The organism is Galbibacter sp. (genome assembly GCF_048266365.1).
Taxonomy (GTDB): domain Bacteria; phylum Bacteroidota; class Bacteroidia; order Flavobacteriales; family Flavobacteriaceae; genus Galbibacter.
The window spans coordinates 58,895-73,405 of sequence record NZ_JBLWZP010000010.1 but is presented as its reverse complement, the minus strand read 5'-3'; the positions used below and the strand labels follow the sequence as shown (position 1 = coordinate 73,405).

The window sequence follows — 14,511 nt, the reverse complement described above, 5'->3', positions numbered from 1 at the left end:
GAATTAGGAATTAAAAAAAGATGCCAATGAAGATAAAGATGAATATGAGTAATACAGATAAGCTAATTCGAGTAGTTATTGCCTTTGTAATCGCGATGCTATTTTATTTTCAAATCATAAAAGGCATTTTGGGCGTAATGCTAATGCTCATAGCCATTGTAATGCTATTGACGTGTTTTTTTCGAGTTTGCCCCTTGTATAAGGCTTGTGGTATTTCTACATACAAACCTAAGGATTAGTTACACAATTTCTGCACTAAGTCCAGCTTCCAATAATCTAGTACAACGTGACTTTAAGTATTCGTAATCACCTGTTTTAACGGTACATTTCCCTTTGTAATGCACAATGATTGAACACTGTTCCGCTTGCTCCGGGGTGTGGTCGCAAACATTCATAAGCGTATCGATAACGTAATCAAATGTGTTGACCTCATCGTTATACAATACGATTTCATGTTCTTTGACTACGAGCTCATCTACTAGAACATCCTCTAATATTTTTTCTTTGGTACTCATCTTCAATATTTTATACTAATTTATGAATTTTACGGCAACCCAAAGATTCTTTTCAAGATTTTCAACAAACTTTAACGAAAATTCTTCACAGCGTTCCTGGATCTTTGGAATATCATCTTTGTAAAAACCACTCAAAAACAACATTCCATTTTCGTTTAAACAATTGGCATAAACAGGAATATCCTCCAATAAAATATTTCGATTGATATTAGCTATAATTACATCATATCGCTTTCCGGAAAGTATTGAGGCGTCTGCTTCATAAACCTGAACCTTGCTGCAATCGTTGCGAAGTACATTTTCTTGGGCATTTAAATAACACCAATTGTCTACATCAATGGCATCCACTGCAGCCGCACCTTGCTTTTCTGCCAAAATAGCCAAGACTCCGGTTCCACTTCCCATATCCAAGACCGTTTTGTCTACAAAATCATTTTGAAGAATAAACTGAATCATCATATGAGTCGTCTCATGATGCCCAGTTCCAAAACTCATTTTTGGTTCAATAATGATATCGATTTTGGTATCAGGAACCTGGTGAAATGGTGCGCGCACTGTACAGATTCCATCCACTACAATTGGATGAAAGTTACGTTCCCACTCCTGATTCCAATTCTGTTGCTCTATTTCAAGTGAGGTATGTGAGATTTCAAATTCCGGATTTTTTAAAATGACAAGCTCACTCAAAATCTCCGGGTTCCAATCCCTCTTTTGTATATAAGCAATAACACCATCTTCTAGCTCTACAAAACTTTCAAAACCGGCATATCCCAGCTCCGCGATTAAGATCTCGGTTCCGGGATTTGCAGGTGTTACTTTGAAAGTATATTCCAAATAAATTTGATCCATTTAATTTCTTTAATTAAAAGGCGTTAACGATAGCTACAAAATCATCAGCATTCAAAGACGCTCCACCAATCAATCCACCGTCAACGTCAGGCTTAGAAAAGATCTCAGCAGCATTGGAAGGTTTTACACTTCCTCCGTACAATATGGAAACACCCTCAGCCAATGCAGCATCATATTGTTCTGCTACAGTTTTTCTGATAAATTCGTGCATTTCTTGAGCCTGCTCTGGAGATGCAGTTTCTCCGGTCCCGATAGCCCAGACCGGTTCATAGGCCAAGACGATTTGTTTCCAAGCACTTGCCGGTAAATGGAATAACCCATTGTTTAACTGGCTTGCAACCAATTCAAAGTGTTTACCACTTTTTCGATCCTCTAATTCCTCACCGAAACAAAAGATGACATTTAAACCCGCATCAACCGCTGCAGAAACTTTTTGAGCCAATAGAGCGTCGTCTTCACCAAAATAAGCACGTCTTTCAGAGTGCCCTAAAATCACAGAAATAATCCCGATACTCTTAAGCATACCAGCTGATACTTCACCTGTATATGCTCCATTTTTAGCCTGATGCATGTTTTGAGCGACAACCTCAACTGCTGTACCCTTCAAGGCTTCATAAGCAGGATATAAATTAACATAGGTCGGCGCCACCTTTACCTTTACATCGGTATCGGTCAAAACTTTTTTAAGGTCCGTTATCAAAGTCTGAGTCTCAGCCAAATCATTATTCATTTTCCAGTTACCCGCAACTATTTTTTCTCTCATGCTATTTTTAAATTTAGGTATATAATTAATATTTCATTCTTTTTTTAAAACGGTCAATCTCAATTGGTCCAACCATATTAATTTTCAAACTCAAAGTCTTCTACATCATTAAAATGCAACTTTTGAGTAATGGTTCCGGACTTTAACTCTAGAACTCCAGGATTGGACCTGACAATGGTCTTGACTGTAGTGAGATCGCAAAAGTAAAAATCAAAATCCAAACCGTACTGTTTTTTATAAGATGCTAACTGCTCTTTGTTAGAAGCGCTCAATCCTATAACGCGATATCCTTTTTCTTTGGCCTTAGTTGCCAAGGCTATAACCCCTTTTAAACCCTCACCATCAGCATTATCAATCACTCTGGCGACAATGACCATCAACAAGGGCTCTGCTAAAAGTTCCTCCGTATAATCAACTCCATCACGCTCCATGGTGAAATCGTGAATTGGAGGTAGGTAACCTTCTTGGAGCAAACTTGTTTCTACATCCACAAACTCCCCGTCAACCGTTGGATAATCTCCTGTAGTCACCAATACTTTTTCGTGGCCATCCACCATAAACTTCCATGCATACTCATAAACAGCCTGAGGTGCGCCCTCTGGGATTTCCATACCCTGTTCTATGTTTTTCCCAATCTTATAAGGTCGAAAATCAACCACTGGTAAATGATTGTAAACATGATAGGCATACCAACAGCACAGAGCCAAGGCTGCCATGGTGATAATCCCTGCATATTTCAAAGGTTTAATATGCTTTCTACCAAAGAACAAGACTAGTATCAATAAGAGCAACACCACATCCTTGGAAAAGGATTCCCACGGGGTTAATTTGATGGCATCTCCAAAGCATCCACAGTCAGTGACCTTGTTGAAATAAGCAGAATAAAACGTTAAGAACGTAAAGAAGATGATCATAAGAAGTAATGACCAAACCGTAAATTTTGGTTTGTACCCCAACAACAACATCACCCCGAGTACAGTTTCAAAGATTACTAGCAACACGGCAATTTGTAAGGCAAACGGCAGTAAAAATGCCATGTCTAAAACCTCAGGACTAAAATACTCCTCAAGTTTGAAAGAAAAACCAACAGGATCGTTAAGTTTAATTAATCCACTGATTAAAAATAGTAATCCCACAAGGATTCTGGCTACTGAAACGGCTATTTTCATTATAATTTAATTTCTGTGTTACTCGATTTTATCACAATAGGTCAAGGGTCTATTAGACCTGGGCCGCCTTAAGATGGATCAAAGCAAAGACCGCATAATTTATCATATCCTGATAGTTCGCATCAAATCCTTCACTCACCAAGGTCTTTCCTTTATTATCTTCCATCTGTTTTACTCGTAATATCTTTTGAAGAATCAAATCTGTCAAGGAGCTTACTCTCATATCTCTCCATGCCTCCCCATAATCATGATTCTTGTCCTCCATGAGTTGCTTAGTCTGAGCCACCTTTTCATCATAGAGATCCAAAGCTTGCTTAACATCGACATCCGCATCACTACCTACACCCTTATCAAGTTGAATCAACGCCATGATCGCGTAATTGACGATTCCAATGAATTCAGAAACCTCTCCCTCATCGACCTTGCGTACTTCATTATCCTGAATCGAACGAATTCGTTGGGCTTTGATAAAAATTTGATCAGTGAAAGACGGTAAACGCAGTATACGCCATGCACTACCGTAGTCTTTCATCTTTTTTTCAAACAAATCCCGACAGAGCCCAATGACACCGTCATATTGTTTTGATGTATTTTGCATAAGTTTAATCCTATTTTGCGTAAATTTCGCTCAAAATTTTCAATGGTCAAAGCCACAGCGCTAAACTTTCACAAGTTGACCATTGTAAGTGAGCTATGTAGCATAAAATTTAATACCATAATTAGATGACTATCAATTGTAAGGGCAGCCTAATTGACCTATCTATTCCTAGAGTAATGGGGATATTAAACGTAACTCCAGACTCATTTTATGACGGTGGACAGTACACAAAAGACACTCCGATTTTGAATCGCGTAGAAGCTATTTTAGAACAAGGCGCCACCTTTATCGATTTGGGCGCTTATAGTAGTCGTCCCGGAGCAAAGCAGGTAAGCACAGAAGAAGAAATCCAAAGGAGTGTCCCCATAACAAAACTCATCCTAAAACATTTTCCCGAAGCCTTAATATCTGTTGACACCTTTAGAGCTGAAGTAGCAAGGCAAAACATAGAAAACGGCGCAAGTATCATCAATGATATTTCAGGAGGTTTATTGGATCCCGATATGTTATCCACCGTTGGTGAACTTCGGGTCCCTTACATCCTAATGCATATGAGAGGGAATCCGGAAAACATGCAAGAAAAAACCCAATACCGCAATATGATGAAAGAATTGCTGTATTATTTTTCAGAACGAATTGCAGAGGCACGCGCCCATAAAATAAACGACATCATTGTTGACCCTGGCTTTGGCTTTTCAAAATCTTTAGATCAAAACTATGAACTGATGGCCAAGCTGGACTTACTTCACATTTTGAAGTTGCCACTCTTTGTGGGTATTAGCAGAAAGTCAATGATCTATAATCTGTTAAAGACTGACCCACAACACGCATTAAATGGAACTACAAGTTTAAATACCCTGGCCTTGGGTAAAGGCGCTCATATCCTTAGGGTACACGATGTAAAAGAAGCCGTAGAATGTGTCAATATACATCAGATGATAACCAAGAATACCAGCGATATTTAAAAGACAGTCGTGGCTAAAGATTTTACCAGGAATGTTATTTCCATCTTACCAATTATATTTTTTTTAAATTTACCTAAAAACCGAGCAATTTGGAATTATTTGATTTTGTAGAAATAAAGGTGGTAGACATTATAGACATCTTTTTAGTCGCATTTCTTTTCTATTACGTCTATAAGTTAGTAAAGGGAACCGTCGCCATTAACATTCTTATGGGGATTGTAGTGATCTACATTATTTATTGGTTAACTGAGGCGCTAAACATGCGTATCTTAAGTAATATTCTCGGTAATTTTATCGGTGCTGGTTTCTTTGCACTATTGGTGGTCTTCCAACAGGAAATACGTAAATTTTTACTCATGGTGGGCTCCACGAATTTCAGAGGAAAAAATGGGCTGTTAAAACACTTCAGTTTTATGAAGCAAGACACCACCACTGTGGAGACCAATGTAGATGCCATTATATCGGCCTGCGAAAAAATGAGCATGAGCCGCACGGGAGCACTAATTGTCATAGAGCGAAATAACTCACTGGAATTCGTAAAGCACACAGGTGACCATATGGACATTGAGGTCAATCAACCCATATTGGAAAGTATATTTTATAAGAACAGTACCCTTCACGATGGTGCCATTATTATTGTAGGCAATAGAATTGTAGCGACCCGAGCCATTTTACCGGTTTCTAATGAACGAAATATTCCTCTACGCTTTGGCCTACGCCACCGTGCTGCCATAGGAGTCACAGAAAAAACTGATGCTGTCTCCATGGTTGTCAGTGAAGAGAATGGTCAGATATCCTATATGAAAAACGGAGAGTTTGTCCTTTTTGAGACTCTTGAAGATTTAAAGAATCAAATACTCGAAGACTTGGCTTAACAGAAATACCTTATCGCGGTTTTAAACCGTCTCTTCTGCCAAGAACTGCACCTCGTACAAATTCCTGTAGTAACCGTCTTGTTTTTTAAGCAGTTGTTTATGCGTGCCCATTTCCACAATTTTCCCATTATCCATAACGATGATTTTATCGGCTTTCTTAACAGTTGTCAACCGGTGCGCGATAACAATAGAGGTTCTACCCTTGGTTATCTTTTCTGTCGCGGTTTGTATCAAACGCTCTGAGTAGCCGTCTACAGAAGACGTTGCCTCGTCCAAGACCAATATACTTGGATTACTCACATAAGCCCTTAAAAACGCTAGTAATTGCCGTTGTCCACTGGATAGCATACTACCACGTTCCTTTACATTGTAATGATAGCTGCCGGGCAAGCTTTCGATAAACTTGTGAATTCCTATATCTTTGGCCGCTTGAATCACATCCGCTTCCTTAATCGCTGGATCTTTTAGGGTAATGTTATTAAGGATGGTATCGGCAAACAAAAATACATCCTGAAGAACTACAGCAATCTGAGAACGCAGAGATTCTACAGTGTAGTCTTGTATATTGACCCCGTCAATGGTGATGGATCCCGAATTAATATCGTAAAACCTGTTTAAAAGATTTATAATGGTAGATTTTCCCGCTCCTGTTGCACCGACAATAGCAATGGTATCACCTGGGTTGACCTTTAAGGAAATGCCATGCAATACCTCTTCATCTTTGATATAACCAAAACGCACATTACTCATTTCAATTTCCCCTTTTAAGACATCCGCTTCTATGGTTCCGGCATTTTGTACTTTACTCTGGGTATCCAACACATCAAAAACCCTATGTGAAGCCACCATTCCCATCTGAAGGGTATTAAACTTATCTGCTATTTGTCTAAGTGGTCTAAATATCATACTAGAGAGCATAATAAACATAAAGATGTTCCCTAAGTCCTCCGCACCTCCTACAACAGATCTCAGCCCACCATACCAAACAATAAGACCTGTGGTAATGGCAGACATTAATTCTACTACAGCTATAAAAATGGAATTATACCAGACCGTATTGATCCAGGCCTTCTTGTGTCGCCCATTAATTTCTTCAAAACGCTCGTACTCCCCTTTTTCACGAACAAACAATTGAACAATCTTCATTCCAGTTAATCGTTCCTGTACAAAGGAATTTAAGTTAGAGACCTCCTTACGCACCTCCACAAAAGCTTTTTTCATGGCTTTTTGGAAGAGTCTTGTGGCATAAAGCATCAGTGGAAGTATTCCGAATACGATAAGTGATAATTGCCAATCGTAATAAATCATAACGCTGGCCACTACAATCATCTTAAGTATGTCACTGACAATCATAAACAAGCCGTCACTAAAAATGGCGGCAATACGTTCGATATCACTAACGGCTCTAGTGACCAGTACCCCTACGGAGGAGTTGTTAAAATACTCCATCCGAAAGCGCATCATATGTTTGAATAACTTCTCACGGATGTCCTTAATTACAGACTGTCCAAGCCAGTTGGCATAATAGATAAATGAAAGTTGACTGATAACCTCTAAAACAAGAGCGATGACCATATATATCACAAAAAGCAGCAAACCGTGACTGTCCTTAGTGAGCACATAATCGTCCACAGTGTATTTTAAAAGTATTGGTCGTACTGATGAAAATACAGAAAGCAATATCGCTGCTAAGCCCACACCGAAGAAAATTAATCGGTACGCTTTGGCATACTGCATCAATCGCTTGAATAACCTAAAATCGAATTTTTGTTTATTACTATCTGAACTCATTAATTTTTATAAAAAAATATTCTTAGGATATTGAACTTCTGTCAAATAAAGCCCCTGTGCAGGAACAGAAACACCCGCCTGTCTCCTATCTTTACTCTTTAAAATCTGTTTAAATTGGGAAATACTACATCGACCTAATCCCACTTCTATCAAGGTTCCCACTACAGCCCTTACCATATTTCTAAGAAATCTGTCGGCAGTGATATGGAAAACTAACAAAGAATCATCCTGTTGCCAATGCGCTTCTTGTACATCACAAATATAGGTTTTTACATCGGTGTTTGATTTGGAAAAACACTGAAAATCTTTCGTTTCAAGTAAAATAGCAGCAGCCTTATTCATGGTCGCAATATCCAAATCAGCTCTTAAATAATACGCATAATCTTGTAAAAATGGATCCTTCTGTTGTACCACCCAATAGGTATAACTTCGTTTTACAGCGTCAAACCTAGCGTGCGCATCAGGTATTACGGGATAAATATCCTTAATTGCAATAGCACTAGGTAGAAAACTATTAAGTTGATGGATAAACACTTTTACATCAAGTTCAGGTGTATAATCAAAATGAGCGTACATCAAGCGAGCGTGAACACCGGCATCAGTACGTCCCGCACCCAGGATACTAATCTTATCCCTTAACAAGGTTGACAGAGCCTCTTCGATGGTCTGCTGGACGGTTACCGCATTGGGCTGGGTTTGCCAACCATGGTAATGCTTACCATTATATGAAAGCGCAATAAAATATCTCAATTAAAACCTTATTTTTGTAACAGTGAACAAAGATACCAATAATTTAAAAAGCATACTTGACGAAGGTTGTTTTAACAAAACAAAAATATGGACCTAAAAGGATGCCTTCAACCAATACCCCGGATCAACGCAAATGAAAAAGATATTACTCCTATCCGATACGCACAGTTACATAGATGATAAGATATTAAAGTATGTAAAACAAGCTGACCAAGTCTGGCATGCCGGGGACATCGGAAGTCTTGAGGTTACCGATGCCATCAAAGCTCTCAAGCCACTAAGAGCAGTGTACGGCAATATAGACGATGCGACTATTCGATCAGAATTCCCGGAAAACAATCGCTTTAAATGTGAGGATGTGGATGTTTGGATGACGCATATCGGAGGGTACCCAAACCGTTATAATCCTAAAGTACAAGAAGAAATTAAAGCAAATCCACCCAAATTATTTGTATGCGGACACTCACATATTTTAAAGGTACAATGGGATAAAAAACTTGACTTACTACATATGAATCCGGGAGCAGCAGGTAAGTATGGAATTCATCAAGTCAGAACCATGTTGCGATTTGTCATTGACAAGGATGCGATCAGAGAACTTGAAATCATTGAACTAGAAAAAAGAACATAATCCTCCACCTTACGAACAACTATTTTTCACATAAAATATAAAATCATGAAAAAGACATTACAATTCTTCATTATCAATCTCCTAATCTTAAGTAGTTTTTCTGCCTGCACAAGCATGCAGCAAACCAGTTCAAATTCCAATGCCATATTAAGCACGGTTCAAGGCGTACTAAACAATGGAACCTCTGAAGCCTTTAACCTTTTTGAAGATTCGAATGCATTTATGACCAACGCTCTCATTGAGGCCGCCCTACCCAAAGAATTAAAAGACATCAACACCAAGCTGGAATCCTTGGGATTGTCGCATATTGTAAACAAGGAAAAACAATACATTAGCCAAATCGCCAATGCCTCTATTACAACAGCAAGTCCGATCGTAAAAAAAGCGATTAACCAAATGACTTTATCAGATGCCATCAATATTGTCTCTGGAGGCAATGGTGCCGCCACCAATTACCTAAAAACTAAAACCGAAACACAGTTAAGTGCTGCCATTATGCCTGTTGTACGAGCACAAACCGAAAAGCTTGGAATTAACGCCCTGTTAAGTAATGCCCTTGGAAGCAATAGTGGAACCTTTAGCTCGGTATTGGGAGCCCTAATGGGCACAGGAACTACTCAAAACACTTCTGAACTTCTAAACGATGCGATAACTCAACAATTAGTTGAAGGACTCTTTAACGTTGTGGAAGATGTAGAAAACGACACCAGAGCAAATCCTAGTACCATATTAAACTCTGTGTTGGGCACTACTACAAAATAATATAACCAATAGTAGACTTAGGCAAAGAATCATTTTAAGCCTCACCCGTAGGTCCGAAATTTAAAGGAATCGGAGGTTGCTCATAATCCTTAATCTCCCCATGGCTACTCTCAAAGCGTTGAACATTGTCGTGTAATGCTTTCAGAAATCTTTTGGCGTGCTGTGGAGTAAGAATAATTCTGCTTTTCACCTTAGCCTTGGGTCTCCCTGGCATAATACTTACAAAATCAACTACAAATTCAGAAACCGAATGGTTTATGATCGCCAAATTAGCGTAGGTCCCTTCAGCGGTCACATCATCGATTTCAATATTAATTTGATTCTTATTTTGGTCTTTCTGATCGCTCATATGTCATGTTTTTGATATAACTAAAGGTACTAAGATCTAGGAGATTTCAAGAAAGAATTTTAAAAAATAAACCCCGGAGAAAATCTCCAGGGCTCATTGTTTATCAAACACTAATTAATCTACTAGAAATTAACGTGTTGTTGTTTGCTTGCCATTATCTCATCGTACTCTTCCTTAGATCCTACGATAATATTATCGTAATCTCTCATTCCGGTACCTGCTGGGATTCTATGACCAACAATAACATTTTCTTTAAGTCCTTCAAGACCATCCACTTTACCGCTAACCGCTGCCTCATTTAACACCTTAGTAGTTTCCTGGAAGGAAGCTGCTGAGATAAAGGATTTGGTTTGAAGCGAAGCTCTGGTAATACCTTGAAGAATTGGTGTTGCAACCGCTGGAACCGCATCTCTGGCCTCCACTAGTTGTTTATCAGTTCTCTTAAGTATAGAATTCTCATCTCTGAGCATTCTTGGTGTAATGATCTGACCTGCTTTTAAGTTTTGTGACTCTCCGGCATCCTCGACAACCTTCATACCAAAGATTCTGTCATTTTCTTCAATGAAATCATCTTTATGCACCAACTGTTGTTCTAAGAAGGTAGTATCTCCAGAATCGTTGATACTTACCTTACGCATCATTTGACGTACTACTACCTCAAAGTGCTTATCATTAATCTTCACCCCTTGTAAACGGTAAACTTCTTGAACCTCATTTACCAAATACTGTTGAACAGCAGATGGGCCTTTAATTCTCAAGATATCTTCTGGTGTAATTGAACCATCAGATAGTGGCATACCTGCACGAACATAGTCATTCTCTTGAACTAGGATCTGGTTCGATAATTTAACCAAGTACTTTTTAAGTTCTCCTAATTTAGATTCTACTACTATCTCACGGTTACCACGCTTGATTTTACCGAAGGAAACCACACCGTCGATCTCACTAACCACTGCAGGGTTAGATGGGTTACGTGCTTCGAAAAGCTCAGTAACTCTTGGAAGACCTCCTGTGATATCCCCTGCTTTAGAGGATCTTCTAGGAATCTTAACCAATACCTTACCTTCAGCCACCTTATCACCGTTATCAACCATGATATGCGCACCTACCGGTAAGTTATATGAACGAAGGGTTTCACCTTTACTATCCTTGATAAGCAAGGTAGGAATGAGTTTCTTATTACGAGACTCAGAAATTACTTTCTCCTGGAAACCTGTTTGCTCATCAATTTCAACTTGGTAAGTTATGCCTTGTTCAATATTCTCGTAAACTATCTTACCGGAGAACTCAGAAATAATTACCGCGTTATATGGATCCCACTGACATACGATATCCCCTTTGGTTAATTTCGAACCGTCCTTTTGGAAGATTTGTGAACCATAAGGAATATTGTTTGTAGCCAATACAATTCCGGTTTTCTCATCAATAAACTTGATTTCAGCAGTTCTGGAAATAACAATATCGACGGGTTTCTGTTCTCCATCAACGCCCTTAACAATTTTAAGGTCATCGATCTCAACTCTACAATTGTATTTAGAAACAATCTTGTTCTCCTCAGAGATGTTTCCTGCAATACCTCCAACGTGGAAGGTACGTAGGGTCAACTGAGTTCCTGGCTCACCGATAGACTGTGCAGCAACTACACCAACAGCCTCACCTTTTTGAACCATTTTTCCAGTGGCAAGGTTTCTACCGTAACATTTGGCACAAATACCTTGTTTAGCTTCACAAGTAAGTGGAGAACGCACTTCCATACGCTCTAATGCCGAAGCATTTACTTTCTTAACTATTGCATCAGTGATCTCTTCACCGGAAGCTACAATTAGCTCCTCAGTTAATGGATCATAAACGTCATTCAGTGATACACGTCCACCAATTCGTTCTCCTAGAGATTCAACGATCTCATCATTTTTCTTTAAGGCTTCTACTTCAACACCTCTTAGGGTACCACAATCTTCAGTGTTAACGATGACATCTTGAGATACATCCACCAAACGACGTGTTAAGTAACCAGCATCCGCAGTTTTAAGTGCGGTATCCGCCAATCCTTTACGAGCACCGTGAGTAGAAATAAAATATTCCAAAATCGAAAGACCTTCCTTAAAGTTAGAAAGAATCGGGTTTTCGATAATTTCACCACCACCTGCAGTAGATTTTTTAGGCTTAGCCATCAATCCACGCATACCGGTAAGCTGACGAATCTGTTCTTTAGACCCCCTTGCTCCAGAATCCAACATCATAAACACAGAGTTGAACCCTTGATTATCCTCACGAATACGCTTCATAGCCATTTCTGTAAGCATAGCATTGGTAGATGTCCAAACATCAATAACCTGGTTGTAACGTTCGTTATTAGTGATGAGTCCCATGTTATAGTTCATCATAATTGCGTCAACCTGCCCATTGGCATCTTGAATCATACTGTCCTTTTCAGCAGGGATAATAATATCTCCTAAACTAAAAGACAAACCACCTTTAAAAGCAAAGTTATACCCCATACTCTTGATTTTATCCAAGAAATCGGCAGTAGTTGGAACATCAGTAGCTTTTAAGATACTATGGATAATCTCTCTCAGTGATTTTTTAGTCAATACCTCATTGATATATCCTGCTTTCTCAGGAACCACTTCGTTGAATAGAACTCTACCCACAGTGGTTTCAATAATCTGAGGAACCAATTCTCCTTCTTCATTGAAATCACGCGTACGAACTTTTACCACAGCATTAAGATCAACTTTCTTTTCGTTGAAAGCGATGTTCACCTCGTCTGCTGAGTAGAACGTTAAACCTTCTCCCTTAACAATTCTTTCAGGAGTTGATTTTCTAGCTTTGGTCATATAGTATAGACCAAGAACCATATCCTGAGATGGTACCGTAATTGGAGAACCATTCGCAGGGTTTAATATATTGTGAGAAGCCAACATTAACAACTGAGCCTCAAGGATAGCCTCAGGTCCTAACGGCAAGTGAACTGCCATCTGATCCCCGTCAAAATCCGCGTTAAACGCGGTACACACTAATGGGTGTAATTGAATAGCCTTACCCTCGATTAGTTTAGGCTGGAAGGCCTGAATACCCAATCTGTGTAATGTAGGAGCACGGTTAAGAAGTACTGGATGTCCTTTCAATACATTTTCAAGGATGTCCCATACAACCGGCTCTCTTTTATCTATAATCTTCTTAGCAGATTTCACTGTCTTTACAATCCCTCTTTCAATAAGTTTTCTAATGATAAAAGGTTTGTATAGTTCCGCTGCCATATTCTTAGGAAGTCCACATTCGTAAAGCTTCATCTCTGGACCTACGACAATAACAGAACGCGCTGAATAATCCACACGTTTCCCTAGTAAGTTCTGACGGAAACGTCCTTGCTTACCTTTAAGGGAATCAGAAAGCGATTTAAGTGGTCTGTTTGATTCTGTTTTAACAGCAGAAGATTTTCTAGTGTTGTCAAATAGTGAATCAACAGATTCCTGAAGCATACGTTTTTCGTTTCTCAAAATCACCTCTGGCGCTTTGATTTCCATCAAACGTTTCAAACGGTTATTTCTAATAATAACACGTCTGTAAAGGTCATTCAAATCCGAAGTTGCGAAACGACCACCATCTAGTGGAACCAATGGACGTAATTCCGGTGGAATCACAGGAACTACTTTCATAATCATCCACTCCGGCTTGTTCTCTCTGTTCTTTTGAGATTCACGTAGCGCCTCGACAACTTGAAGACGTTTTAAGGCTTCCGTTTTACGTTGCTTAGAAGTTTCGTTGTTTGCTTTATGTCTTAATTCGTAAGAAAGATCATCAAGATCAATTCTCGCTAGTAAGTCGATCAAACATTCCGCACCCATTTTAGCGATAAACTTATTAGGGTCGGTATCTTCTAGGTATTGGTTTTCTGCAGGAATGGTTTCTAAAATGTTCAAATATTCTTCCTCAGTAAGGAAGTCCATTTTTTGAACAGGATCACCATCTGCATTTTTAGCATCACCTGGTTGAATAACCACATAACGCTCGTAATAAATAATCATGTCTAGCTTCTTAGATGGCAATCCAAGTAGGTAACCGATTTTGTTAGGTAAAGAACGGAAATACCAGATATGCGCTACCGGAACTACCAAATTGATATGTCCAACGCGGTCACGTCTTACTTTCTTTTCAGTTACTTCAACACCACATCGATCACAAACGATTCCTTTATAACGAATTCTTTTATATTTACCACAAGCACATTCATAATCCTTTACAGGTCCAAAAATACGCTCACAAAATAGACCGTCACGTTCTGGCTTATGGGTTCGGTAATTAATAGTTTCCGGCTTGAGGACCTCACCTCTGGATTCTCCTAGAATAGATTCCGGAGAGGCTAAACCGATTGAGATTTTATTAAATCTCTGTACTGTATTCTTATCTTTATTTCTAGCCATAATATATGGTGATAATGAATTAAGTGTAATTTGTATTACCTTTTTAACTTCGGGCAACCTCCAAAGAAGG

At 39.0% G+C, this 14,511-nt stretch carries 14 protein-coding genes; 5 read left to right on the top strand and 9 right to left on the bottom strand.

Going from position 1 to position 14,511, the window contains the following annotated elements; translation table 11 throughout:
* The first annotated feature begins 20 nt into the window (after positions 1-20).
* Positions 21-239: a DUF2892 domain-containing protein gene (locus ACN0TV_RS13750; protein ID WP_417363495.1), complete on the top strand. Its 219-nt coding sequence runs from the start codon at positions 21-23 to the stop codon at positions 237-239.
* Here the strand turns inward: ACN0TV_RS13750 and ACN0TV_RS13745 are convergent, their stop codons facing one another.
* The 5 genes from ACN0TV_RS13745 to ACN0TV_RS13725 form a co-directional block, all read right to left on the bottom strand.
* Positions 240-515, bottom strand: a complete 276-nt coding sequence (locus tag ACN0TV_RS13745; protein ID WP_417363494.1) for an ATP-dependent Clp protease adaptor ClpS — start codon at positions 513-515, stop codon at positions 240-242. It abuts the gene before it with no gap.
* A 15-nt stretch (positions 516-530) separates the two neighbouring features.
* Positions 531-1,364: a 50S ribosomal protein L11 methyltransferase gene (prmA, locus tag ACN0TV_RS13740; RefSeq protein ID WP_417363493.1), complete on the bottom strand. Its 834-nt coding sequence runs from the start codon at positions 1,362-1,364 to the stop codon at positions 531-533.
* A 13-nt stretch (positions 1,365-1,377) separates the two neighbouring features.
* A complete protein-coding gene (tpiA, locus tag ACN0TV_RS13735) occupies positions 1,378-2,127 on the bottom strand; it encodes a triose-phosphate isomerase (RefSeq protein WP_417363492.1) in 750 nt (249 codons plus the stop codon).
* Between the two features lie 77 nt (positions 2,128-2,204).
* Entirely contained in the window at positions 2,205-3,296 is a 1,092-nt protein-coding gene (locus ACN0TV_RS13730) for a BT_3928 family protein (protein ID WP_417363491.1), read from the bottom strand.
* A 52-nt stretch (positions 3,297-3,348) separates the two neighbouring features.
* The gene (locus ACN0TV_RS13725; protein WP_417363490.1) at positions 3,349-3,894 is read right to left on the bottom strand and encodes a DUF1599 domain-containing protein; all 546 of its coding nucleotides are present in this window, start codon (positions 3,892-3,894) and stop codon (positions 3,349-3,351) included.
* A gap of 125 nt (positions 3,895-4,019) precedes the next feature.
* Between ACN0TV_RS13725 and folP the strand changes: the two genes are divergently transcribed.
* Entirely contained in the window at positions 4,020-4,859 is an 840-nt protein-coding gene (gene folP, locus ACN0TV_RS13720; RefSeq protein ID WP_417363489.1) for a dihydropteroate synthase, read from the top strand.
* An 89-nt stretch (positions 4,860-4,948) separates the two neighbouring features.
* Entirely contained in the window at positions 4,949-5,734 is a 786-nt protein-coding gene (gene cdaA / locus ACN0TV_RS13715) for a diadenylate cyclase CdaA (RefSeq protein WP_417363488.1), read from the top strand.
* A 21-nt stretch (positions 5,735-5,755) separates the two neighbouring features.
* On the opposite strand, the gene ACN0TV_RS13710 is transcribed toward cdaA, so the two are convergent.
* Positions 5,756-7,525, bottom strand: a complete 1,770-nt coding sequence (locus tag ACN0TV_RS13710) for an ABC transporter ATP-binding protein (RefSeq protein WP_417363487.1) — start codon at positions 7,523-7,525, stop codon at positions 5,756-5,758.
* Between the two features lie 6 nt (positions 7,526-7,531).
* The gene (gene truA, locus ACN0TV_RS13705; RefSeq protein WP_417363486.1) at positions 7,532-8,275 is read right to left on the bottom strand and encodes a tRNA pseudouridine(38-40) synthase TruA; all 744 of its coding nucleotides are present in this window, start codon (positions 8,273-8,275) and stop codon (positions 7,532-7,534) included.
* A gap of 133 nt (positions 8,276-8,408) precedes the next feature.
* Between truA and ACN0TV_RS13700 the strand changes: the two genes are divergently transcribed.
* Positions 8,409-8,906, top strand: coding sequence for a metallophosphoesterase family protein (locus ACN0TV_RS13700; RefSeq protein WP_417363485.1), 498 nt, complete (start codon positions 8,409-8,411; stop codon positions 8,904-8,906).
* A 45-nt stretch (positions 8,907-8,951) separates the two neighbouring features.
* A complete protein-coding gene (locus ACN0TV_RS13695; protein WP_417363484.1) occupies positions 8,952-9,668 on the top strand; it encodes a DUF4197 family protein in 717 nt (238 codons plus the stop codon).
* 34 nt (positions 9,669-9,702) lie between these two features.
* On the opposite strand, the gene ACN0TV_RS13690 is transcribed toward ACN0TV_RS13695, so the two are convergent.
* Together ACN0TV_RS13690 and rpoC are read right to left on the bottom strand one after the other, a co-directional pair.
* Positions 9,703-10,017, bottom strand: a complete 315-nt coding sequence (locus ACN0TV_RS13690) for a DUF3467 domain-containing protein (protein ID WP_417363483.1) — start codon at positions 10,015-10,017, stop codon at positions 9,703-9,705.
* A 122-nt stretch (positions 10,018-10,139) separates the two neighbouring features.
* Positions 10,140-14,441, bottom strand: coding sequence for a DNA-directed RNA polymerase subunit beta' (gene rpoC, locus ACN0TV_RS13685; protein WP_417363482.1), 4,302 nt, complete (start codon positions 14,439-14,441; stop codon positions 10,140-10,142).
* Between the last annotated feature and the right edge of the window lie 70 nt (positions 14,442-14,511).

What these genes read in the sequence shown, in the direction of transcription:
- ACN0TV_RS13750 (WP_417363495.1), top strand. Translation starts at nt 21, where the DNA reads ATGCCAATGAAGATAAAGATGAATATGAGTAATACAGATAAGCTAATT.
- ACN0TV_RS13745 (WP_417363494.1), bottom strand. Translation starts at nt 515, where the DNA reads ATGAGTACCAAAGAAAAAATATTAGAGGATGTTCTAGTAGATGAGCTC.
- prmA (WP_417363493.1), bottom strand. Translation starts at nt 1,364, where the DNA reads ATGGATCAAATTTATTTGGAATATACTTTCAAAGTAACACCTGCAAAT.
- tpiA (WP_417363492.1), bottom strand. Translation starts at nt 2,127, where the DNA reads ATGAGAGAAAAAATAGTTGCGGGTAACTGGAAAATGAATAATGATTTG.
- ACN0TV_RS13730 (WP_417363491.1), bottom strand. Translation starts at nt 3,296, where the DNA reads ATGAAAATAGCCGTTTCAGTAGCCAGAATCCTTGTGGGATTACTATTT.
- ACN0TV_RS13725 (WP_417363490.1), bottom strand. Translation starts at nt 3,894, where the DNA reads ATGCAAAATACATCAAAACAATATGACGGTGTCATTGGGCTCTGTCGG.
- folP (WP_417363489.1), top strand. Translation starts at nt 4,020, where the DNA reads ATGACTATCAATTGTAAGGGCAGCCTAATTGACCTATCTATTCCTAGA.
- ACN0TV_RS13710 (WP_417363487.1), bottom strand. Translation starts at nt 7,525, where the DNA reads ATGAGTTCAGATAGTAATAAACAAAAATTCGATTTTAGGTTATTCAAG.
- ACN0TV_RS13700 (WP_417363485.1), top strand. Translation starts at nt 8,409, where the DNA reads ATGAAAAAGATATTACTCCTATCCGATACGCACAGTTACATAGATGAT.
- ACN0TV_RS13695 (WP_417363484.1), top strand. Translation starts at nt 8,952, where the DNA reads ATGAAAAAGACATTACAATTCTTCATTATCAATCTCCTAATCTTAAGT.
- ACN0TV_RS13690 (WP_417363483.1), bottom strand. Translation starts at nt 10,017, where the DNA reads ATGAGCGATCAGAAAGACCAAAATAAGAATCAAATTAATATTGAAATC.
- rpoC (WP_417363482.1), bottom strand. Translation starts at nt 14,441, where the DNA reads ATGGCTAGAAATAAAGATAAGAATACAGTACAGAGATTTAATAAAATC.